The following is a 22,499-nucleotide window of genomic DNA, read 5'->3' as shown; positions in this document are numbered from 1 at the left end:
TTTTTCCACTTCATGAAATAGAAGATGCCTTATGGAGCTTGGGATTGGCGGACTCACTCACTCACGCACCTAACTTCAACCCAGAATAGTTAAATTGAATATGCTCGTACGCCAAATGTTGCCAATGATCACTCCTATTCCCCTGTGAATTTGAAATTTAAAGCCTTTAATGTGAGTATTAAACATAATGGTTATTTACCATAAAATAGCTAATATCGATCTATCAATCTGCGATTGCTTGTTCTTCAATTAGCGTATTACTTACCAAAATAAAAAATGGCGTCTATCTTTAGACGCCATTCTGAGTTTTCCTTAATGTAAATTAGCCACCGGCTAATTTGACTGTCATGCCTTTCTTTTCAAGATGCGCTTTGATCTTGTCTCTAGCATCACCTTGAATTTCGATATTGCCATCTTTTACCGAGCCACCACAGCCGCAGACTTTTTTGAGCTCTGCAGCTAATAATTTTAAAGGTGCATCATCCAAGTCTAAACCTGTCACGATGCATACACCTTTACCCTTACGGCCTTTCGTTTGGCGCTGAATTCGTACAATACCGTCGCCTTTGGGGCGAGATGTTTTTTCTTCTTCCGGCTTAATTCGACCGGTTTCTGTTGAATATACCAGAGTCATTCTATTGTTTCTTTTGTTGTTGTGCTTGCATCGCTTTTTGCTTTGCAACTAAATAAGCTTCGATATGACGTTGAATAGCAGTTTTACTACCCTTAATCAGTTTACCATTAAACATACAGTACCAAGAGTTGGGCTGACCTGTATCATTTTGAATAGTATAACCGTTAAAGACTTCTGATTTTGCACCACCAATTTGCTGCGCTCTTTGTCCAAGCGCAGCAAACTCTTTGGGATCAATAATTGATGCGGTATCGCACCACCAATCAATGCTTTTCTTTACCGCCGTCAAACTGCCTTGTAAGACGTGGTTCTTGATTTTAACCTTCCAAATACTGCCATCTGGTCCGCCTGACTGCAGGTTAAAACCTCTATAGTTTGAAATCGCCATACCACTGAGTCATCTGTTTAATGCGTTGATATAATCATAATTGCTACTGAGCAATATTCAAATACGGCTTGAGTAAACCTTGCTCTAGAAAACAATTTCTATAATAAAACGCGCCTCGATAACGTTAATCACTTGGCACTGTTTATACAATCTTCCAAGAACTCATGGAATTTGTGCCCGTTATTTTGAAGCATTTTAGGGAACATCGAGATCGGAGTCATACCTGGGAATGTGTTTACTTCGTTTAAGTAAATCTCATCATCTTCCGTTAAGAAAAAGTCGATACGAGACAAATGGCGAAGATTCATTTGCTTAAATACCCTCTCAGATGCGTGCTGAATTGCATCTAATTGCGCTTGGGTTAGATTCTTCGCTTCAACTTCGGTGAGCGAGTGACTTGAACTGCTGTACTTTTCATCGTACGAGTAAAAAGCACCGTCAGGTGCAATAACCTCGCCTGGCTTCGTTATGTGCAGCTGGCCATTCATCTCATATGCAGCAACTTCAAGCTCTCGTGGTTTTACTGATTTTTCAACCAACACTTGGTCAGAAAACCCAAACGCATCATTTACTGCATTGGAAAGTTTATCTTTTTCTGTGACGCTGTAACATCCAACAGATGACCCTTGACGAGCGGCTTTGACAAAGACTTTTCCCCATTTTTCAAATGCTTTATGAGCTTGAGTATGAGCTTCTTCATCGTTGCGCGTTAAGAATAAGTATGGCGTATTGGGAATGCCGATAGCGTCGTACCAAAGCTTAGATGTGATTTTATTGAAGCTATTGCTACTTGCTTCTGGCCCGCAACCCAGGTAAGGAATGCCTGCGATTTCAAACAGAGATTGAATATCACCTGTCTCGCCTGGAAAACCATGTATACAAGGCACAATGAAATCGATGGTTTGATTAGATTCACTTGAGCACAACTGCTTGGTATTGAGATCCAAGTAAACCAACTCACCTTGGTTGGTCATCCAACCTTCGTTTTTAATTTCTACGCGTGTAACGTGAACGTCTTCAATAAGATTTAATTGTTGTTCGACAAAGTTTGCAGACAATAATGAAATCTCGTGCTCAGAAGAGCCGCCGCCGCATAGTAGAAGAATATTTTTAATCATGAATCAATCTTTCCGTGACCTACAAAAGATACTATTTATTATGATAAACCTTTGAAGTGTGACGTACAGTAATTTTAGTGTGAGGAATTTTGTTCGAGTAGGATTTGAACAAATAAATAAGGGAGCTATTCGCTCCCTTATTTGATGTGTTAGTTTAATTTGTTAAGCGTTGGGTAAGCTGAGTTTTTAATGGCGTCAATGCTTTTAACAAATGGTCTTAACTGCTGAAATTGAGCAGGCAAAGTCGAAATCGCTTGCTTGGCTTCCGCGCTTGTTGCGTAGTCTCCGTATAAAACTGAGAACCACTTAGTACCGTTGACGACTTTGTAGTTTTCCCAAATTGGCTGTCCGTTCTGTGGCAGCTTATTTGCAAACTGATCGACTTTCGCTTGGCTACCCACAGCCGCGACTTGAATGGTATAGCCGAATCGTTGAATACCTGCTTGCTTTTTACTCGGTGGTACGATCTTAACTGGCTTCGCCTGCTCTTTTGGCGTTAGCTTGACTACTTTCTTCTCTTCAGGTTTTGCCGTCATTTTCACAACAGTTGGTTGTACGTCTTTTTCTACTACCGCGTTTTCAGACGCCATAATTGGCTTAGAGATACGATCTGATTTGTAGTCCTCTCGATAACTTTCAGAAGTTACGTCTGTGATGTAAGTTTCAGATGCACAAGCAGAAAGCAGGACTGACAAGCCGATGATTGCGATTTTTTTCATGAAGTAACAAATGCTCTGGATAAATATTACGATAAATCATGCCGATAGCAGGGCCGTTTATCAAGCATCAAATACAATAATCTGTGATTTTGATGTGATGAATAACACAAACTCCATAAGCATCGCCCACATTTTATGCAATGTCTGGTCTGAAGACGTTTTATCAATAAATTATTCGTTTATGATTGATATTAAACCGATAGGCAAACGTTACTTGCAAACGGCTAGGAGTCAGCATGAATAAACTACATAAACTCTTTAAACCCAACTCTGTGGCCGTTATTGGGGCATCTCAAAAAGCATTGCGAGCAGGACATGTAGTTATGCGCAACCTTCTACAAAGTGGGTTTGGTGGCGCGATTATGCCAGTAACGCCGCGATACAAAGCGGTATCCGGAGTTATAGCCTACCCTGATGTGGCTTCCCTACCCTATACGCCAGATATTGCGATTTTATGTACGAACGTTTCACGCAACGAGCAACTGCTTAAAGAGTTAGATGAGAGAGGCACACCGTTTGCGATTGTTATCTCTGATGACGCCCAGCCTTTAAATATTTCATCATTGAATATTCGAGTTTTAGGACCAAACAGCTTAGGTATTATCTTGCCTTGGCACAATTTTAACTGCACGTTTTCTCCTGTTGCGGCTAAGCCCGGAAAAATTGCGTTCATCTCACAATCTGCGGCGGTTTGTACCACAGTGTTAGACTGGGCAAATGATAAGAATATTGGCTTTTCTTCGTTCATTTCGATTGGACGCGGACAGGATATCGATTTTGCAGATTTGCTTGATTACTTAAGTATGGATGGGAATACGGAAGCTATTCTGCTTTATGTGGATAACATCCAAGATGCTCGACGATTTATGTCTGCTGCGCGAGCTGCTTCACGTAACCGCCGTATATTGGTATTAAAAGCTGGCCGCTCTAAAGAGATGAATACTTTCGAACAGCAAGATGGTGATACGCTTGATGTAATTTACGATTCTGCCATCCGTCGAACTGGTATGTTACGAGTCAGCAATACGCATGAGCTCTTCGCTGCGGTAGAAACACTCACGCATTCTGTTCCACTTCGTGGGGAGCGTTTAGCGATCGTCACCAATGGCGGCGGCCCTGCAGTTATGTCCGTTGATACTTTGATTGAACGTGGTGGCCAGCTCGCAACGCTTGATGACGCTGCCATTGAGCAATTACAAACAGTACTCCCGTCCAACTGGCGCGCTCGAAATCCGATTGATCTGTCTGGTGACGCAACAAAAAAACGCTACATTGACACCATTAACGCACTGATGAATAACGACTGTGCAGATGCGATCTTGATTATGCATAGTCCTTCAGCGGTTTCCGACCCTCTTGAAACTGCTCAAGCTGTTATTGAGGCGATCAAGGCTCACCCTCGGCATAAGCATTTTAATATCTTGACCAACTGGTCAGGAGAACAAACGTCGAGAGAGGCACGACTGGCATTTACTCAAGCTGGCATTCCAACCTATCGAACGCCGGAAAGTGCGGTTGTTGCATACATGCACTTGGTTGAGTATCGCCGAAACCAGAAGCAATTAATGGAAACGCCAACGACGGCAGAGCCATTGCACTCTGGAAGTGTGAGTTCTGCAAAAGAATGGGTAAATGAACGACTACTGGATAAAAACACAGTCACCTTGGATACGCATCAAACCAGCCCATTATTTAAGCTGTTCGGGTTTAATGTTCTGCCAACATGGATTGCATCTGACGAAATTGAAGCCGTGCATATGGCAGAAAATATCGGATACCCTGTTGCGGTTAAGTTGCGATCTCCAGACATTCCTCATAAATCGGATGTACACGGTGTCGCCCTGAATTTGAGAAACAGTCGAGAAGTTTCCAACGCAGCGCTATCCATTCTAGATACCGTAAAGCTAAGTTACCCTTCTGCCAATGTACACGGCCTGTTGGTGCAAGGTATGGCAAAGCTCGGCAGCGCTGAAGAACTAAGGATTAGCATTGCAGTAGATAAGGTCTTTGGACCTGTCATCTTGCTGGGTCAAGGCGGCTCGGAGTGGAATATCGCCCAAGATGCCGTCGCTGCACTTCCTCCTTTGAACATGACGCTTGCACGCTACCTTGTCGTTGTTGCTTTAAAGTCTGGAAAGATTCGCCTGCAGAAACACAAAGATGCGCTCGATATTAGTGAGTTGTCGAAATTCTTAGTTCGTATCTCCCAAATGGCGGTTGAGTTGCCAGAAATACAAAGACTGGATATCCATCCAGTATTGGTGTCGGGAAGCGATTTAACTATCCTCGATGCGGACATCACACTGTGTAAATACGAGGGAGATGCGCAAAAACGTCTGGCGATTCGTCCTTTCCCGGCAGAATTTGTCGAAACTGTAACGCTTCGAGATGGCCAACCTATCCTGCTTCGCCCTATCCTGCCTGAAGATGAGCCGCTGCATGCTCAATTCATTAATAGCGTATCGAAAGAAGATCTGTATAAGCGTTTCTTTTCTGAGGTTGGTGAGTTCAACCATGAGGCTTTGGCAAACTTCACTCAAATCGACTATGACCGCGAAATGGCGTTTGTTGCGGTAGCGTTTAATACCGACGGACCGTCTATCATAGGCGTAGCCCGCGCATTGATTACTCCAGATAATAGTGATGCTGAGTTTGCTATTTTGGTTCGTTCAGATTTGAAAGGAAAAGGCTTAGGTAAAGTGCTGATGCAGAAAATTATCAGCTATTGCAAGATTAAAGGCACAAAGCAAATGTCTGGAATGACCATGCCTACAAACAGAGGGATGTTGATGTTAGCTCAAAACCTGGGATTTGAAGTCGATGTTCAGTTTGCCGATGGTACGGCAGATATGGTGCTTCCTTTAAATTGAAAAATAAAGCATTAGCGATAACTTTACTTCTTAGATTCGATAAGCAATGGGAACCTAAGAAGTAAAAGTTACGTTGTTACTTTAGTTTCCAGTTCTTTTTCAAGTATTGAATACACCAGGATTTCGCCTCACCCATGGTATTTCGGCGCCATGCTAAGATAATATCCATCGGCTGCTCTTCTGTACCTTCGATTCGCTTCAATACGCCACTATTAATCAAAGGTTGTGCAATTTGGCTTGGTAACGTACCAATGCCTAAACCTGCAGTGAGCGCATCTACTTTTGCCGTAAAGTTGGTGACGGTCAAGCGAGGCTGTTTTTGAATGATATTAATTGAGAGCGCAGGTTGTTCGCGTGCAGTGTCTGCAATGGCAATGATTCGGTACTTTTCTCGCGCCGCCTCATCAAACTTACCACTACGCTTGTGAACATAGTGATCAGCTGCCGCTACCCAAAACATGCTCATTTTACCAATTTTTTCTGATTTGACTTCTTGAGGAAGTGTATCCAGTGATGGGCAAATCAGTAAATCCGCTCTACCTGTATTCAGCGATTCCCAGCTACCAGCCAAGATCTCTTCTTGCAGTCTGACTCGTGTTGAGCTTACTTCAGCCAATGCATCAACCATAGGGAAGAAATTGGATATAGGAATAATGCCATCAAAGGCAATGGTAATATCCAGTTCCCAGCCATTCGCCAATAACGTTGCATCATTCACTAACTTTTCACTGGCTTGTAAAATGGCTCGTCCTCTTTCAAGGATGAGCTTTCCTGCTTCAGTAAAATGGGCTTTGTGACCAGAGCGATCGAAGATAATGATGTCTAAGTCTTGCTCGAGTTTCTGGATCTGATAGCTCAGTGATGATGGGGCTCTATCTAACTCATTCGCAGCAGCTGCAAAACTCCCTCTTCGGTCAATGGCATCCAGAATATGGAGCGCTTCTAACGTAATTGGACTCTGCACATGGCCTCCCTTAACGTGATCTCTGTCACATTGATTGTATTTGGACGATCTTATCAAGAACTAACGTTAAACAATATAACACACTGATAACTAAAGACTAGAAATGCTCATAACCTAAGAGTTCTACTCAAGATAAAGCGACAAATGACAATGGTAATGATAGTAATTATTATTTAGATCCATTAGTATCCCGTTTGTTGTTACCTATTATGGATCTAAGGTATTGAAGCCAATGTATAAAAAATCAATTTTGTCAGCCTCTATTCTGATTGCACTATCCCAAGGTGCCTACGCTGAAGATCATTCAACCTTCAATGAAGTGGTCGTGACTGCGACTCGTACTAATAGCCAAATCGAAGACACTGCTGCTTCTGTCGCGATCGTTACTGATAAGAACATCGAAGAAAGCATGGTCACTGGCTTAGATGATCTCTTTGAGTACACGCCAGGAGTCACGGTTAAGACAAACTCTCGCCAAGGTGTCCAGAGTATCAATATCCGTGGCATCGAAGGCAATCGAATTAAAGTTCTTGTGGACGGCGTATCTCAAGGTAACCAGTTCGAATCAGGGAATACGTTCATTAACTCTGCTCGCGTTAACGTTGATACCGACCTAATAAAAGCGGTTGAAATTGTAAAAGGTGCAGCATCGTCTCTACATGGTTCTGACGCAATTGGTGGCATTGTTGCATTTGAAACCAAAGATCCGGCTGATGTCCTTAAGGGTCGTAACTTTGGTGGCCATGCGAAGTTCAACTACTCTTCCGAAGACAATACATTCAGTGAATCTGTGGCATTAGCGCACAAAATTGGTGATTTGGAATCTTTACTTGCTTATACGCGTCGCGACGGCAATGAACTGGATAACTTTGGAGATCTAGCAGATGCAGATACAGAAGCGAACAACTTACTGGTTAAGCTTCAGTACCAACTCAATGATGCACATCGTGTTGAGTTCAATGGGAATTATATTCGCAACAAAGGCAACGGAAAGCAGTCTTACAACGGTTATACTAATGCAACAAGTGAAGATGTAACAGAACAATATCAAGTTGGTATAAAACATATTTGGGAGATGCAAACGGCCGTAGCGGACTCCCTTACCTGGCAACTAGATTGGCTTAGCAAAGAAGAAAACGGCATTACTGATCGTGTTAAAGGTCAGAATAACCAACGTAAAGACTACATCTACGAGGATGAAGGCTACCAGTTTGATTCTCAGTTCGACAAATATCTCATGCTTGGTAGTACAGAGCATTACTTTGTGTACGGTGCATCCTTCAGTGATAAAGACATTAAGAACGTTAACAAAGAGTACAACAGTGCAAGCGCAAACAAAGAAATTTTCTATATCCCTTCTGCGAGCGAGCGTCGTTACGGGCTCTTTTTACAAGACGAAATTACGGTAGGTAACTTTACGATTACCCCGGGCGTACGGTGGGATGCATTTGAAACCGATCCAGGTGACACAAGCAGCAACCCAAGTGGTAACGCGGCTAGCGACTACAAAAAGTTTTCTGATTCTGCATTTACAGGCCGCTTAGGTTCTGTTTATAAGCTTAATGAACAACATCGTTTATTCGCGCAAATCAGCCAAGGTTTCCGTGCTCCAGATTTCCAAGAGTTGTACTACTCCTTCGGCAACCCAATGCATGGCTACATTTTTAAGCCAAATCCTGATTTAAAAGCAGAAGACAGCATTTCGTACGAATTTGGTTGGCGACATAATAATGACATTTCTAGCAGTGAAGTGTCAGTTTTCTACAGCGATTACGACAACTTCATCGAAAGTAAAACCGTCTCTGGCACTTGGACTCCTGTGACTGACCCTGCGATTCTGCAGTACGTAAATATTGGCAAAGCGACAATTAAAGGTATTGAGTTTTCAAACCAACTTTCGTGGAACAAGTTCATGCCAATCGAAGGCTTTAGCTCTCGTTTAGCAGCGGCGTATACGGAAGGTGAAGATGGAAACAATAATCCACTAAACAGTGTTAACCCTTGGAACCTTGTCGCTGGCTTTAATTACGATTCAGAACAAAACTGGGGAACCACGTTAACCATTAACTACACCGCATCTAAAGATAAAAGCGACATAAATGACGATAAAGTATTGCCTATCTCCGCAGCTACGGTCGTAGATGTCACCGCGTACTACAAACCTATTAAAGACCTTACGTTGCGAGCAGGTCTGTTCAACGTGACAGATGAAGAGTACTACAATTGGAATGATGTGCGTGACCTTCAGACAGAAAACAAAGATCTGACTCAAGCTGGGCGGAACTGGTCAATTACAGCTAAATACGAGTTCTAAAGCCTCCGAAAACACAAAAGCCAGCTTAATACTGGCTTTTTTTTATGGCTTTCATTTCAAAAATGTAAAGAAAAGTATGAAAAATGAAAGTTTACTGTTTTGCCATCTCTTTTTTCACCATTACTGCTGCTGCAATGATAAAAGTGATGATCAGACCGAGTTCCATGAACTACCCCAATAGCTATGAGAAAATTTATAACCCAAATTAAGAGTCGGACATAGTTTAACAGCTCTATATAGACTTGCTACCTTTTAACCAGTAATTTACGATTTTTTCCGATTTGGATCAAAAAAGACGCAATTATGCGTCTTTTTGTTATTATTGTGTAAATCAAAATTAGGCGTCTGGATAACCTTGAGGGTTGTTAGATTGCCAACGCCATGTATCCCCCGTCATTTCTTCTAGAGTACGAGACGCTTTCCAACCTAACTCATTCATTGCTTTTGATGGATCAGCCCAACACTCCGCAATATCGCCTGGACGACGTTCAACAAGTTGGTATGGAACATCTTTACCACTTGCAGTTTCAAATGCTTTCACCATTTCAAGCACACTGTAGCCATTGCCAGTGCCAAGGTTGTAGACATGAAGCCCAGCTTTGTTACCTGCTTTTTCCAAAGCAGCGATGTGACCATCGGATAAGTCCATCACATGAATGTAGTCACGCACGCCGGTGCCATCTTTCGTTGGGTAGTCGCTACCGAATACAGAGAGGAACTCTCGTCGGCCCACTGCAACTTGAGAAACAAACGGCATTAGGTTATTTGGAATACCTTGAGGATCTTCACCTAACTCACCTGTTGGATGTGAACCTACAGGGTTAAAGTAACGAAGAAGTGTGATGCTCCAATCTGGATTCGCTTTTTGGAAGTCTGTTAAACATTCTTCCACCATTAATTTACTGCGTCCATAAGGGTTAGTTGCGCTAGTTGGAAAGTCTTCTGTGATTGGAACAGATGCAGGATCGCCATAGACAGTTGCTGAGGAGCTAAATACCAACGATTTAACTCCAGCTTCGCGCATTGCATCAACCAATACCAAAGTGCCATTCACATTGTTGTCATAATACTCTAGGGGTTTTGCTACGGACTCACCGACGGCCTTTAAACCTGCAAAATGGATAACCGCTTCGATATCGTGCGATTTTAGAACCTCTACCATTGTCGATTTATCTCTAATATCGGCTTGAATGAAGGTTGGCTTTACGCCACATACCTTTTCAATGCGATCTAAGACCGTAGACTTACTGTTGTACAGGTTATCTAGAATCACTGGCGTCATACCAGCTTCGATCATTTGAATACATGTATGGCTACCAATATAGCCCATACCACCCGTAACAAGTACTTTCATTTTATCATTCCTTCTGACGCGAATGGGTTTAGTTTAAAGCTTTGACGTTACGATTTAAACTGTCTCCTGCAATTCGCATCCCATTAATATTGCTTGGCCTTTTCCGGCTTTTTTAGCTTGGTACATTGCAGTATCTGCACTTTTTAACACTCGAGTGGCATCTCGCTCATTAACACCGACCAATTTTACGCCGATGCTAACGCCAACCTTGAGCGAGTTACCTTTGTACTCGATTGGTGTGCATACGCTTTCGAGCAGTTGTTCTGCAATTCGGGTGACGACTTTTTGGTTGGCAGGATTAACCAACATGACAAATTCATCACCCGAAAGTCTTGCGATTAAATCACTATGTCGAGTCGCAGATGTTAGACGCTCGGCTACTTTTTTCAGAACTTCATCACCTGCGTCATGGCCATAGGTATCATTAACCTCTTTAAAACCATCGAGATCGAGGTAAAGCACCGCAAATTCGTCACGTAAGTATCCCGACCGTTGTACTAATTCTTCCAACTCTAAATGGAACTTGGAGCGATTCGCTAACCCCGTTAGTGCATCGTGATGAGCTAAGTACTCAAGTCGTTCCATCTCTTTTGCACCAGAAAGATCGGTAAGAACAATGACTAGGTCGTAGAACCCATTGTCTTCACACTTAACGATACGATTAACCCTTGCAAACATCGGCACAAACTGGCCAAGATGGTTCTGTTCAATAACTTCCCCTTGCCATACCCCGTAGTTTTCTATCGATTCAATGATGCTAGGCATCATTTCCTGCAACTTGCGCCACTTAAGTGTTTGGATAAATGACTTCCCAATAAGCTGATCCATCTCTAGTCCAACTAACTTAGTGACCGCAGGGTTAGCCATTGTGATAACACCTCGATGATTAAGAACGATGAGGCCATCTTGACTGCTCTCAAAAACACGCCCCGCAACACGCTGCCTGCTCATGGCCTCTTCAATTTCGGTGATATCTTGAATCGAAAACAATAAGTGTCCATGTGTGGACAAACGACGACTGGTTAAACTCAACTGCTGTTCGTTGTCTGCATTTTTGAGGTGAATGTCATCGCATTCTAACCCCCTACTTAGGATTTGGCTCAGCTCATTCGGTGTTTTCGTTTTAATTAGATCACGGATATTGGCATGCTCAAGTTCCTCTGACTTTTTTTGAAATATCTGCCGAGTCGCAGTATTACAGTAAATAACACGCCCGAAGTTGTCGGTAATAACTAATGCATGTTGAATAGATTCAATGACTTCTTCTGAAAACGCCCGCTTTTGTTCTAACATTTCTAATGAATGTTGCCGCTGTTTCTCGCGTGTTGTTAACTTGTTCATCATTTGATTGAAGGAATGTGCGAGTTCTCCAATTTCATCCTTGGAGTAATAGCGAACTTGAGTATCCGTATTTTGTCCGTGTGTCACACTCTCTATCGTATGACTCAGTTCTATAACAGGTTTGAGAACAAGCCTATCGATACTTATGTAAAAGATAGTGCCACCAGCGAACAGCAACAGAAGAAGTACAGCACCATCTTGAAGTAAAGATTGTTGGGCTTCTATGATTGGACGATGGGAAAGCGTAACCCTCATACTGCCAATGACACGACCATCGTGAATAATCGGTTCTAGAACATAAAGAAATTTGCCTGATAAGGCATAACCTAGCGCGTGTAACTTGCTTCTTTCAGTTTGATTAGGGACGGGAGCTGATACCCCACTTCCTTCAAGAACAACGAAAGGTTGATCATCTTGGTCGTAAAGTTTGACCCGCGTAACATTTGGCTGGTTTAAAAAGTTGATGAGAGTAGTTTGAGCTTTTTGCTTGTTCTTTGTCGTTAGCGCATCTTTAATTGAGAAAGAAACATTGTTAATCAACTTTCTCGTTTGCTCGACCAACTCATGCTTAGACGATTGGTATGCAGTATACGAGGTATAACCTTTTGAGATAACAAAGATAGCCGTTATAAAGACCAAAATTGGCCAAATAAGCTTTGCTCGTAATGACATATGTATTCCTGTCGCAGACAACCACTAAAAATGACAGAAGCGTTGTTATGCAATCCATTACCCATTAAGGGCGACAAGATTAACACGATGCCAATGCAAAATAACCTTAAATTCTCAAAAATTGGATGGAAAAGGAACGAAATACCTTAAAATTCGGATCAACTCAAATAACGGCAACATCTTTATGGACTAAAGTGATCTTTTTCGTCAGCCATCAGATCATAAACCTCGCTTTCATGATAGAAGAATGAAGTGAGTCACTGAACATAGATGCATTTTCCTGCATCGTGAACCCATTGCTTGTGTAGAAATAAAACGTATGACATTGAATAAACAGCAACTTACATTGAACTGTGACATGGGTGAGAGCTTTGGCTCTTGGATTATGGGGGCAGACGAAGATGTTATGCCTCATGTTGATATGGCAAACATCGCGTGCGGTTTTCATGCTTCCGATCCTAATGTCATGCACGACACTATCACTCTCGCCAACGACAACGATGTTGATATTGGAGCACACCCGGGCTACGCAGACCTCCAAGGCTTCGGCAGGCGCAGTATAAACATGACGGGTGATGAAATTACTAACATGGTTATATACCAAGTAGGCGCTTTACAGGCACTTTGTCGGGCTCAATACACAGATATCAGCTATATAAAGCCTCATGGCGCGTTATACAACGACATGATGAAAAGTGATGCGATATTTAGATCAGTCGTAAAGGCGGCAGCTTTATTCAAAGTGCCGTTAATGATTCTAGCGTCACAGGAAAACGAAAAATACTTAGAAATCGCAGATGATTACGATGTTCCCTTGCTGTTTGAAGCATTTGCAGACCGCTTGTATCAAGATGACGGATTACTTACACCTAGGACACAGCCTGATGCCGTGTTAAAGAATGAGCATGCGATACTTGAGCAAGTCCGTACGTTAGCAGATTCTGGGCGTGTCAAAACCGCTTCTGGCGGCTACATTTTACTGGAAGCCGATACGATTTGTGTTCATGGTGACAATGAAGAGTCGATCGCGCTGATCCAAAAGATCCGTCAAAGCCTATACGCGGGAGGAAATTAATGCATAAAGAGAAATTTAGTATCTCTTTGATCTCTGAGTGCAGTATTTTCATTAAGTTTGACGAGAATATCTCTGAAAATGCGGTCGGAGAACTTGCTCGAAACATCAAAGAAACTTTAGCGTCAATCATTATGAACGTGGTCCCCTCCTATCAAACCATCCTCATTGATTACTTGCCTTTTCGAATCAATGAAAAAGATTTAGTGCATAAACTGCATCAAATGATCCGTCAGTTTGATACTCAATCGCTCAGTCTTGTTCAACCTAACCACATCACTATTCCCGTATACTACTCCGAAGAAACCGCGCTAGATTTGCCCCGCTTTCAAGATCGTGGACTATCATTAGACGCGCTCATTTCTTTACATACTCAGGCCGAGTATGCGGTTTCAGCGATTGGTTTTGCTCCAGGTTTTGCATTCCTCTCCGATGTCGATACTCAATTACATATGCCAAGGTTAGCTACACCAAGAACGCGAGTACCAGCCGGAAGCGTGGGAATCGCAGACTCTAAAACGGCCGTCTATCCATCAGATAGTCCTGGCGGATGGAACATTATCGGTAGAAGCCCGCTTCCCCTTTTCTCTGATACGCCACCTTTTATACCGTTTGAAGTAGGTGACAAGGTCACGTTTAATGCCATTTCCAAACAAAAGTTTATCGAGTTAGGAGGTGTTCTATGAGTTACGCTGGATTGCTGGTGGAAAAGTCAGGGCCACTTTCTTTGATTCAAGACTTTGGCCGTTTTGGCTTAGCGCATATTGGCGTGACTCAAGGTGGCCCCGTAGATGATTACGCCTACAGTTGGGCAAACCATTTACTTGGTAACGTAGTCAATTGTGCTGCAATTGAAATTACTTTGGGTAACGCTTGCTTTGTCGCACTACATAACTGCCATCTTGCAATATGTGGTGGTGATTTGAATGCAAAAGTAGATGGTGAGCCTATCTCAAATTGGTCTGACTTTACATTGAAGAAGGGGCAGAAGCTGCAGTTCGGAGTCGCAAAAAATGGACTTCGATCCTATCTTGCGGTTAAAGGTGGGTTCGATATTGCTCAGCACTTAGGAAGTGCCTCTACCGTCACGAGAGAATCTCTTGGTGGTTATGACTCAAATGGTGGCGCTTTAAAAGCAGGCGATATTCTTCCCTTTTTTCCTCATAACTTACCGAAACACAAACCAAGGCTGATGACATTTCGCTTTAAGCCGGATTACAACTTACCTATCAAGCTGAGAGTGATTGAAGGCTATCAAAATGAGGACTTTGATGAAGACGCTCGCCAAGCCTTTTATAGCAACGCATTCACCATATCCCCTGATTCAAATCGTATGGGCTATCGTCTTGAAGGAAACAAAATCAAACCGCCTTACGAAGGCGTACTGTCGGAAGGAATTGCGCTAGGATCGATTCAAGTTCCTAACGATGGTAATCCCATTGTGTTGCTCAACGACCATCAAACCATCGGTGGCTATCCTAAGTTTGGCTGTGTAGCACGTATTGACCTGCCAAGGTTGGCACAGGCGAAACCCGGGCAAAAAGTCAATTTTGTGAAAGGAGATAGACAAGGCTTGCAAGAAGTATGGTGCCAATGGGCTCAGTTTTTTGGATATTAGTACAACCTCTGAGCCCATACGTAACGGTTATGCAGGCATCCCATAACGCTCTGCTAACGCTTGCGGATAGTCTCGCTCTTGCGTGAGTTTAATCGCGTACTGCTCAATTTCTTGTTCAGACCAATGCACAGCGACAGGATGTTGGGATTCCACATTTTGGTTAGGTTCAATATCAAACCAGAACTGAAGCATTTTTTGCGCTGCGAGTAGTGTTGATGACGCTTTTACCACTTCTATCCGCGCGTAATGGTTGTCTTCAAAGGTCACATCGGCTGCCCTGAGTACCGGATCCGTTCCAGGAATTTGCTGGGCACCAAACAGGGCTTTTCCCCCTTTGATAGCAGAGTGATAGTCGGGAATGAACTGCGCCATGTGTTTGATAGCATTATTGGTTCGTTCTTCTAAGACTTCTTCTCGCCAACCGTTACGTATCTTTGAGAGTAAAGGAACTGGCAGTTCAGGCTGAGCTGAGGACGGTGTACTCTCAACTAAGCCATCTTCAAATAGCGTAATGCCTTTCGTCATGCCGTGAAGCTGAAAATAACCATCACCATAGGGGGTCAGTTGAGCCATTCCTTTATCAGTTCCACGCGGTCCATGGAAAATAACTTCTGGCCACAGTTGTTGGCAGTCTGCCCACTTGGTTACGTAAGCGGCTTTAAACTCAACTAACCTATCACGCTTGGCACCGATGGTATTGTCAATGGATCCTGTTTCAAAGCCACACGCATTGACCAAGTAGTCACATGTCATAAGATAATCGACGCCATCTCGTTCGTAACCAAGTTGCCAGTGATTACCCATCCAGTCCGCTTGTTTGAGCGTTGCTTGTGTGCATACTGAGGCGTTTGGCAGAGCGTTCAACGTTAAGTTGGCAACTGCGGCAAGGCGAAAAACACTCCAGCCATATTCCTGAACCGCCACAACTGGGTACTTTAGCGCTTCTAGATCAGCATGTTGAGCAAAAGGAATACACCACTCATCAAAGGTTGCAGGGTGACTTGGTTGAGTGCGTTGTGCGAGTGCTTCTAGATCCTCTTTTGAATACAATTTGTAGTATTCGCTTGGCTCACCAAGCACTTTGTTGCTTTGATCTTTATCAACGAGCGTTTGATACGCATTTTTCACCACCTCTAGTCGAGGAATCAGTGCGGATGGATCTCCACCATCAGAATAAGGGACTGCAATGATCGTCGGGCGAATATTCAGTGAAAGCGGATATAGACGAACGGTATCAATGGATTGTGCTAACAAATCTAAACATTGTTGCTCAGAAATCTCTCGATATAAGTTGCCACCTGCATGTAAATGGCAAATGGGCGGACCATTTACCAGTGATACGCCCTTCTCTATTACGGAAACTTTAAAACCCAGCTCCGCAAAATGAATTGCTGCTGTTGCACCTGCGACACCGCCACCAACAACAGCGATGTGCTTATCTTTGTAATTTGGAAACTCAGACTTCATTGCTTCACTAAAAATTTTATAAGGAAAATTCTTTACTAACGGTGGATTCTACTCGTGTTTGGGCTTGATTAAAATCACAAAAAGTTCATGGGTTTGCGAAATATCCAGCTGCGCCTTTATGGTGCGTTAAAGTAGAAAAAAATTGCAAAAAAAGTACTTGACGACATGGTTAGGAAGACACTTTTTTGTGCCTATGTGAATAACAATTTCACTGTAAGACCCATGGCGCAAAGCCTGCAGAAACACCCCACTTTTTACCCCATTTAGTTATCCCAAAAGTTATCCACTGTTTTTGTGGATAACTAAAATAAAAGTGTCATGGAGTGTTCCGCATTTAATAACATTTGCAGTGATTAAGTGTTTACTGGCGTTAACAATCTTTTCAACAAACTCATTACGACAAGTGCCAACGTAACAAATGTTGCCAATGGTAAAGCTATCCACAATTCGGGGTGAATTTGTGCGTTCAGATCGAAGCCATATGTCATTACCGCGGCCACACAAACTTCCGCAGCGAATACCGCGACACCGCTAGCTATCAACGCCATAATGCCGTATTCGGCCCACAGAGTTGTATTGATCCGTTTTTTACTTGAACCTAATGTGCGATACAAACGGATCTCCTGCTGACGTTGGGATAAGCTTAATCTCAATAGCGTAAAGATAAGTAGCAACCCCGCAACCACGCCTAAAAGAGCAAGAATAGTGATCGCCGATACGATTTGTTGAATCAAATCCTGGATTTTTTCGCCCATGGTACGAATATCTAAAACAGATACCGTTGGGTGAGATCGAGACATAGACGTTAATAGTGCTTCGTTCCCTTCATCAATTCTATAACTGATGAGGTAAGAACCCGGTAGATTAGCCATAACGTCGGATGAGAAAATAAAGTAAAAGTTAGGTTTCATATCACGCCATTCAACATAACGAATGGTATCTACTACCGCATCGTAGTTCTGGCTATTAATAACAAAGCGCAGTTTGTCACCAAGTTCGATGCCCAAGTCATTTGCTACATCGGCTTCTACGGAGACACTCCCCTTATTTGTCCATTCACCCGCAAGCACATCATTATACTCTGGCAGGCTGTCTCCCCACGTAAGGTTCAATTCACGACGTATTGCGTCAGAGCCTTCTCCTTCGTATTCAATCTCTTTGACGTTTTGACCATTAATCTCTGTCAATCGACCACGAATAATTGGATAAGCTTGTGACCGTGTAACCCCATTTTTATCTAAGGTTTCTAGGTAGCTATCGAGTTCGTAATCACCAATATTTAATGCGAAGACATTTGGCGCGTCTGCAGGTAAGGTTCTCTCCCAATCCGCGAGAATATCGCTGCGCACAAGCCAGATAATAGATAGCAGCATCAAAGACAACGCCAAAGCACCAAACTGCAGGCCACTGGTTACTGGCGTGCGGTTGATACGACTCAACGCAAGCTTCATGGCAGGTTGTGTTGAAATACGCGCAAACAATTTTGTGAGTGCGACGCTCACTGCAGCAAGCACAACAAAAAGTACTGCAATACCAATAAGAACAATCCAAACTAAGGTATTATCAGCATAAAGCAAAAGTAATGGAACAACGGGGACTAGAACGAGCAACATTCGCTTCCAAGAACGTTGTGCTTTGCCCTGCTGTAGCACTTCTAAGGCTGGAGTTTTAATCAAGCCTAACAATGGTATGCCAAGGGCAGGAACGGTGATCAGGACCGCTGAGATAAACGACACTAGATATGGGGTGACACCGTAACTAGGTAGAGGCTCGGGTAATAAGTCTTTGAGTGGAATGCGCAATAAGTACTCCAGCCCACTCCCCAACAATAACCCAACGACACTGGCGCTAATGAGCAGGATTGTGACTTGAATAAACAGCCATTTTTCAATCCATCGTCGACTTGCGCCAAGGCTTTTTAGCATCGCAATGGTTTGTGTTCGACTATTCACATAGTTTTGGCAAGTAAGAACCAATGTTGTCGCTGCCATAATGATGACAATCGCAACCGTTAGAGACAAATACTGCGTCGTTCGTTCAAAGACCTCATTGCTACGACTGGCAGTATCTTGCGTGCGCCAGCGATCACTAGGAGAAAGAACAGTATCTTCTTGCAGGCCTTTTAGCGTTTTATCATCGGCTTGTAGAAACAGACGGTATTGAACTCGACTCCCGACTTGAATTGCTCCTGTTTTCTCAACGTCTTTTTGATGGATGTATGCAGAAGGCATTTGCTGAAATGGGTTAAAGCTTAATCCAGGTTCCATCAGCACTGCACCTGAAACCGTAAAATCGGCATCGCCTATAGTGACGCTGTCACCCGGCTTGACGTCTAGTTGAGCCATAATCCGCTCATCAAGCCAGAGTTGGTTCTCTTTAACGCGACCGGATGGGTTGTTGTCTAGTACCAGTTCTCCCATTAAAGGGTAATTGTCGTCCACTGCCCTTACGGAAATCAACTGCATACCATTGTCGCTAAATGCCATCGTGGCAAATCGTGTCATCGTCGAACGTTCTAGGTTTTCAGTCGAGGCTAACAACGTGTCAGGTATAGGATTAGCAGACACAAACACCGCATCCGCTGTCAATGCATCCTTCCCCTGTTTGACGATCACCTGCTCCATTCGCTCCGCTAATGCAGAAAGCGCAAAGATGCTCGCAATCACAAGAATAAGAGCAACGCTAATAGGCCAAAGGTTCCCCTGTCTTATTTCGCCGAAACTCCAACGTATTAGGCTTTTGTTTGACGAGTGTTTTATTGCACTGCTTCTTTCTGTCGATGTTGCTTCGCTTGATGATACTGCAGACATTACACCTCCTCCTTAAGCTCACCCGCCTCCATACGATAAATACGGTCACATCGACTTGCTAGATGACCATCGTGTGTAACTAATATCAGCGTTGTTCCATGCTGCTCATTAAGATCGAATAAAAGCTCAATTACTTTGTCTGCGGTTTGATGGTCAAGATTGCCGGTAGGCTCGTCTGCGAATAACAGTTCAGGCTGTGTCATAAAGGCACGTGCTAGCGCGACACGTTGTTGTTCACCACCAGATAATTGACTTGGAAGATGATCGACACGTTTTTCCAATCCAACAGCGGTTAATAATTCGGCTGCTCTTGCTTCATCTTCGGCTTCACCACGTAAAAGACAAGGAAGCGTGACATTGCGTAATGCACTCAAGCTCGGGATTAATAAGAAACTTTGGAAAACAAAACCTAGAGAGTCAGCTCGAATTTTTGCGCGAGCTTCATCGTCAAGTTTTGATAACTCATGACCTAACAAGGTAATTTCACCTGATGTCGGTGTATCAAGGCCAGCTAACAACGTCATCAACGTTGACTTACCCGCACCGGAAGTACCGACGATGGCGATTTTTTCTCCTTTCTTGATGTCAACATTTACATCTTTGAGGATTGTTAATTGCTCTTGATTAGTAGAGACTTGTTTAGAAACCAAATTGGCTTGAACAATAGGTGCATTAAGTACAGGTGTTTGCATGATTCGTATACTTTCCTTAGTTCTATTTTTTTGTTTTTCCGCTACTGCACATGCGAGCGAAAAGCTACTTGTCTTAGGTGATAGCCTGAGCGCGGGCTATCAGATGCCGATCGAAAAGAGTTGGCCTAGCTTACTCCCTGATGCGTTGTCAGAACATGGTCAAGATGTAACAGTTATTAATGCCAGCATTTCTGGCGATACCACAGGCAACGGCTTAGCTCGATTACCACAGCTGCTAACCCAGCACAGCCCTGATATGGTGCTCATTGAGTTAGGTGCCAACGATGGCCTAAGAGGTTTCCCTCCTAAACTTATTACGTCGAATCTCTCAAAAATGATTACCATGATAAAAGATTCAGGTGCGGACGTTGTCATGATGCAAATTCGAGTGCCACCTAATTATGGTAAGCGCTATAGCGATATGTTTTACGATATCTACCCTAAGCTTGCACAACATCAACAAGTTACCTTGATGCCATTCTTCTTGGAGCATGTGGTCATCAAACCCGAGTGGATGATGGATGATGGCCTTCACCCCAAGCCTGATGCACAGCCTTGGATTGCTGACTTTGTTGCTCAAGAATTAATTAAACATCTCTAATTTTAATGGTCTAGCTCAATAAGTTTTACTTAACTTTACGTTAATCTATTTTCAATTCCACTCATCGAGGATAGATAACAACATGCGAATAGACCCTTTAATTCAAGGTGTTGTTGCTCGCTCTGCTCACCCACACGGGTGTCATGCATCCATTAAAGAGCAAATTGAATACGTAAAACACGCCCCGCAGATCAAAAGCGGTCCAAAACGGGTTTTGATTATTGGTGCTTCCTCTGGTTTCGGGTTAGCGGCTCGTATTGCTCTCACCTTCGGAGGTGCTAAAGCTGATACCATTGGTGTATCCTTTGAGCGCGGGCCTTCAGATAAAGGCGTTGGAAGTGCGGGTTGGTATAACAACATCTTTTTTAAACAAGAAGCAAATCACGCGGGGCGTACCGCCATCAATATTGTTGGTGACGCATTCTCTGACTCTGTCCGCAATCAAGTGATTGAAGCCATTGAAACGTACTTTGAAGGTGAAGTTGATTTAGTCATCTATAGCTTAGCGACGGGTGTTCGACCTAAACCAGAGTCTGATGAGTTTTGGCGCAGCGTCATTAAGCCTATTGGTGAGCCTGTTACTGGCGCTTCAATTATGCTGGAAAACGATCAGTGGGTAGAAACCATTTTAACTCCCGCAACAGAGGAAGAGGCCGAAGCCACTATCAAAGTGATGGGCGGTGAAGACTGGGAAAGCTGGATTGATACACTGATTAATAACGACTCGATTGCACAAGGCTGCAAAACCATCGCGTTTTCTTACATGGGACCAGACGTTACGCACCCTATCTATCTCGATGGTACGTTAGGTCGAGCGAAAATAGATTTACACCAAACCAGTCACTCGTTGAATCTAAAACTTGCCAACTTTGACGGCGGTGCTTACGCAACAGTGTGTAAGGCGTTGGTGACGAAAGCCAGTGTGTTCATTCCTGCGCTAAGTCCCTACCTATTAGCACTTTATCGAGTGATGAAGGAAAAAGGTACTCACGAACGTTGTATTGAACAAATGCAGCGACTGTTTACCACTAAATTGTACGATCAAGATAAAGTGCCTGTTGACGGCGAACGCTTAATCCGAATAGACGACTTAGAGCTTGACCCGCAAGTACAACAAGAAGTCCATGCTCTTTTAGAGCAAATGAACGCGAATAACTTTAAAGAGGTTGGTGATTACCAAGGCTTTAAAGATGAGTTTATGAAGCTAAATGGCTTTAACTTTGAAGACGTCGACTATTCGCAAGACATTTCTATTGAGTCGCTAAAATCGCTTAAACCTTAATGCTTGTTATCTGTTTCAAGTATGAGATATGTGATAACTATTCCTAGTCCTGAACACTTTTCAGGACTTTTTTTTGTTTCAAGCCCCAGCCACCCTATACTTAATTAAAAACCGAGAACAAGATAGAGCAGTCTACATTTTAAATTCACAGGAAGTGAAACCACGTAAAGGATGACCTATATGGGGAGATTGCAAACATTAGATTATGAAATCCCTGAGTCTATGCAAAAAAGTTGGCAGGAAATCGTCAACTTACTGGCTCAAATAACGCACGTACCCACCACATTAATCATGCGTATCCATCCAGATCGTATTGAAGTCAACACATCCAGTGAAACTCAAGGTAACCCCTATCGTACCGGCGATGCTGAACTACTCGGGAACGGTTTGTATTGTGAGCATGTCATTGAGCATAAGAGCGAACTCATGGTTCCTAATGCGCTCGAGGATGAAGAATGGTGCAACAACCCTGACATCAAACTAGGCATGATATACCCGTGATCATTGAAGATGCTTGATTTTCTTTAGAATCAGGATCATGCTACGAACTATGAAAATTACACTGACTCCTCAACAGAAACTG

Annotated in this window: 17 protein-coding genes and 1 pseudogene; 8 read left to right on the top strand and 10 right to left on the bottom strand. The window is 43.2% G+C overall.

Going from position 1 to position 22,499, the window contains the following annotated elements:
- Positions 1-322: 322 nt before the first annotated feature.
- The 4 genes from yciH to B7360_RS23180 form a co-directional block, all read right to left on the bottom strand.
- Complete coding sequence (gene yciH / locus B7360_RS23195) at positions 323-634, bottom strand: stress response translation initiation inhibitor YciH (RefSeq protein ID WP_012842285.1); 312 nt, start codon at positions 632-634, stop codon at positions 323-325.
- A gap of 1 nt (position 635) precedes the next feature.
- Positions 636-1,022, bottom strand: coding sequence for a DUF3319 domain-containing protein (locus tag B7360_RS23190; protein ID WP_085344751.1), 387 nt, complete (start codon positions 1,020-1,022; stop codon positions 636-638).
- Positions 1,023-1,150: 128 nt separating this feature from the next.
- The gene (locus B7360_RS23185) at positions 1,151-2,140 is read right to left on the bottom strand and encodes a D-alanine--D-alanine ligase (RefSeq protein ID WP_012842287.1); all 990 of its coding nucleotides are present in this window, start codon (positions 2,138-2,140) and stop codon (positions 1,151-1,153) included.
- A 149-nt stretch (positions 2,141-2,289) separates the two neighbouring features.
- Positions 2,290-2,859 carry an SPOR domain-containing protein gene (locus B7360_RS23180; RefSeq protein ID WP_005390018.1) on the bottom strand — a complete coding sequence of 190 codons (570 nt, stop codon included), beginning with the start codon at positions 2,857-2,859 and terminating at the stop codon, positions 2,290-2,292.
- 236 nt (positions 2,860-3,095) lie between these two features.
- Here B7360_RS23180 and B7360_RS23170 point away from each other — a divergent pair, with 236 nt between their 5' ends.
- Complete coding sequence (locus B7360_RS23170; protein ID WP_085344749.1) at positions 3,096-5,729, top strand: bifunctional acetate--CoA ligase family protein/GNAT family N-acetyltransferase; 2,634 nt, start codon at positions 3,096-3,098, stop codon at positions 5,727-5,729.
- A gap of 76 nt (positions 5,730-5,805) precedes the next feature.
- Here the strand turns inward: B7360_RS23170 and B7360_RS23165 are convergent, their stop codons facing one another.
- Positions 5,806-6,693, bottom strand: a complete 888-nt coding sequence (locus B7360_RS23165; protein WP_085344748.1) for a LysR family transcriptional regulator — start codon at positions 6,691-6,693, stop codon at positions 5,806-5,808.
- Between the two features lie 232 nt (positions 6,694-6,925).
- Between B7360_RS23165 and B7360_RS23160 the strand changes: the two genes are divergently transcribed.
- Positions 6,926-9,007, top strand: a complete 2,082-nt coding sequence (locus tag B7360_RS23160) for a TonB-dependent hemoglobin/transferrin/lactoferrin family receptor (protein ID WP_085344747.1) — start codon at positions 6,926-6,928, stop codon at positions 9,005-9,007.
- Positions 9,008-9,344: 337 nt separating this feature from the next.
- Here the strand turns inward: B7360_RS23160 and galE are convergent, their stop codons facing one another.
- Together galE and B7360_RS23150 are read right to left on the bottom strand one after the other, a co-directional pair.
- Positions 9,345-10,361: a UDP-glucose 4-epimerase GalE gene (gene galE / locus B7360_RS23155; RefSeq protein ID WP_085344746.1), complete on the bottom strand. Its 1,017-nt coding sequence runs from the start codon at positions 10,359-10,361 to the stop codon at positions 9,345-9,347.
- A 54-nt stretch (positions 10,362-10,415) separates the two neighbouring features.
- Positions 10,416-12,374: a diguanylate cyclase domain-containing protein gene (locus B7360_RS23150; protein WP_085344745.1), complete on the bottom strand. Its 1,959-nt coding sequence runs from the start codon at positions 12,372-12,374 to the stop codon at positions 10,416-10,418.
- A gap of 319 nt (positions 12,375-12,693) precedes the next feature.
- On the opposite strand from B7360_RS23150, the gene B7360_RS23145 reads away from it, so the two are divergent.
- Genes B7360_RS23145 through B7360_RS23135 form a run of 3 tightly spaced genes read left to right on the top strand, consistent with a single transcriptional unit; the run spans position 12,694 to position 15,064 of the window.
- Complete coding sequence (locus B7360_RS23145; protein ID WP_085344744.1) at positions 12,694-13,449, top strand: 5-oxoprolinase subunit PxpA; 756 nt, start codon at positions 12,694-12,696, stop codon at positions 13,447-13,449.
- Positions 13,449-14,132 (top strand): allophanate hydrolase subunit 1, encoded by a 684-nt coding sequence (locus B7360_RS23140; RefSeq protein WP_085344743.1) that lies wholly within the window; start codon positions 13,449-13,451, stop codon positions 14,130-14,132. Before B7360_RS23145 ends, B7360_RS23140 begins: the two co-directional genes overlap by 1 nt.
- Entirely contained in the window at positions 14,129-15,064 is a 936-nt protein-coding gene (locus B7360_RS23135) for a biotin-dependent carboxyltransferase family protein (RefSeq protein WP_046876110.1), read from the top strand. The genes B7360_RS23140 and B7360_RS23135 overlap by 4 nt, the downstream gene beginning before the upstream one ends.
- Before the next feature lie 27 nt (positions 15,065-15,091).
- On the opposite strand, the gene B7360_RS23130 is transcribed toward B7360_RS23135, so the two are convergent.
- The 3 genes from B7360_RS23130 to B7360_RS23120 all read right to left on the bottom strand — a co-directional run bounded on the left by B7360_RS23130 (position 15,092) and on the right by B7360_RS23120 (position 20,033).
- Positions 15,092-16,531, bottom strand: coding sequence for an FAD-dependent oxidoreductase (locus B7360_RS23130; protein WP_085344742.1), 1,440 nt, complete (start codon positions 16,529-16,531; stop codon positions 15,092-15,094).
- 353 nt (positions 16,532-16,884) lie between these two features.
- Complete coding sequence (locus B7360_RS23125) at positions 16,885-19,341, bottom strand: ABC transporter permease (RefSeq protein WP_085344741.1); 2,457 nt, start codon at positions 19,339-19,341, stop codon at positions 16,885-16,887.
- Positions 19,341-20,033, bottom strand: a complete 693-nt coding sequence (locus B7360_RS23120; RefSeq protein WP_085344740.1) for an ABC transporter ATP-binding protein — start codon at positions 20,031-20,033, stop codon at positions 19,341-19,343. Before B7360_RS23120 ends, B7360_RS23125 begins: the two co-directional genes overlap by 1 nt.
- Between B7360_RS23120 and tesA the strand changes: the two genes are divergently transcribed.
- The 3 genes and pseudogenes from tesA to B7360_RS23105 all read left to right on the top strand — a co-directional run.
- Positions 20,032-20,634: a multifunctional acyl-CoA thioesterase I/protease I/lysophospholipase L1 gene (gene tesA / locus B7360_RS23115; protein WP_005395483.1), complete on the top strand. Its 603-nt coding sequence runs from the start codon at positions 20,032-20,034 to the stop codon at positions 20,632-20,634. The genes B7360_RS23120 and tesA overlap by 2 nt on opposite strands.
- An 82-nt stretch (positions 20,635-20,716) precedes the next feature.
- Positions 20,717-21,916, top strand: a complete 1,200-nt coding sequence (fabV, locus tag B7360_RS23110; RefSeq protein WP_085344739.1) for an enoyl-ACP reductase FabV — start codon at positions 20,717-20,719, stop codon at positions 21,914-21,916.
- A gap of 180 nt (positions 21,917-22,096) precedes the next feature.
- A pseudogene (locus B7360_RS23105) lies at positions 22,097-22,408 on the top strand (sensor domain-containing phosphodiesterase); the annotation flags it as partial.
- Positions 22,409-22,499: the final 91 nt, after the last annotated feature.

The organism is Vibrio sp. ArtGut-C1, assembly GCF_002105475.1.
Taxonomy (GTDB): domain Bacteria; phylum Pseudomonadota; class Gammaproteobacteria; order Enterobacterales; family Vibrionaceae; genus Vibrio; species Vibrio diabolicus.
Note: the sequence above shows the minus strand (reverse complement) of the source record. Positions and strands in the feature narration are given on the sequence as shown.

Bases quoted from the DNA above. Each gene is read 5' to 3' on its own strand.
- tesA (WP_005395483.1), top strand. From the start codon at position 20,032: ATGATTCGTATACTTTCCTTAGTTCTATTTTTTTGTTTTTCCGCTACT.
- B7360_RS23150 (WP_085344745.1), bottom strand. From the start codon at position 12,374: ATGTCATTACGAGCAAAGCTTATTTGGCCAATTTTGGTCTTTATAACG.
- B7360_RS23125 (WP_085344741.1), bottom strand. From the start codon at position 19,341: ATGTCTGCAGTATCATCAAGCGAAGCAACATCGACAGAAAGAAGCAGT.
- B7360_RS23130 (WP_085344742.1), bottom strand. From the start codon at position 16,531: ATGAAGTCTGAGTTTCCAAATTACAAAGATAAGCACATCGCTGTTGTT.
- B7360_RS23170 (WP_085344749.1), top strand. From the start codon at position 3,096: ATGAATAAACTACATAAACTCTTTAAACCCAACTCTGTGGCCGTTATT.
- B7360_RS23190 (WP_085344751.1), bottom strand. From the start codon at position 1,022: ATGGCGATTTCAAACTATAGAGGTTTTAACCTGCAGTCAGGCGGACCA.
- B7360_RS23120 (WP_085344740.1), bottom strand. From the start codon at position 20,033: ATGCAAACACCTGTACTTAATGCACCTATTGTTCAAGCCAATTTGGTT.
- B7360_RS23160 (WP_085344747.1), top strand. From the start codon at position 6,926: ATGTATAAAAAATCAATTTTGTCAGCCTCTATTCTGATTGCACTATCC.
- B7360_RS23145 (WP_085344744.1), top strand. From the start codon at position 12,694: ATGACATTGAATAAACAGCAACTTACATTGAACTGTGACATGGGTGAG.
- B7360_RS23180 (WP_005390018.1), bottom strand. From the start codon at position 2,859: ATGAAAAAAATCGCAATCATCGGCTTGTCAGTCCTGCTTTCTGCTTGT.
- yciH (WP_012842285.1), bottom strand. From the start codon at position 634: ATGACTCTGGTATATTCAACAGAAACCGGTCGAATTAAGCCGGAAGAA.
- galE (WP_085344746.1), bottom strand. From the start codon at position 10,361: ATGAAAGTACTTGTTACGGGTGGTATGGGCTATATTGGTAGCCATACA.
- B7360_RS23135 (WP_046876110.1), top strand. From the start codon at position 14,129: ATGAGTTACGCTGGATTGCTGGTGGAAAAGTCAGGGCCACTTTCTTTG.
- B7360_RS23140 (WP_085344743.1), top strand. From the start codon at position 13,449: ATGCATAAAGAGAAATTTAGTATCTCTTTGATCTCTGAGTGCAGTATT.
- fabV (WP_085344739.1), top strand. From the start codon at position 20,717: ATGCGAATAGACCCTTTAATTCAAGGTGTTGTTGCTCGCTCTGCTCAC.
- B7360_RS23185 (WP_012842287.1), bottom strand. From the start codon at position 2,140: ATGATTAAAAATATTCTTCTACTATGCGGCGGCGGCTCTTCTGAGCAC.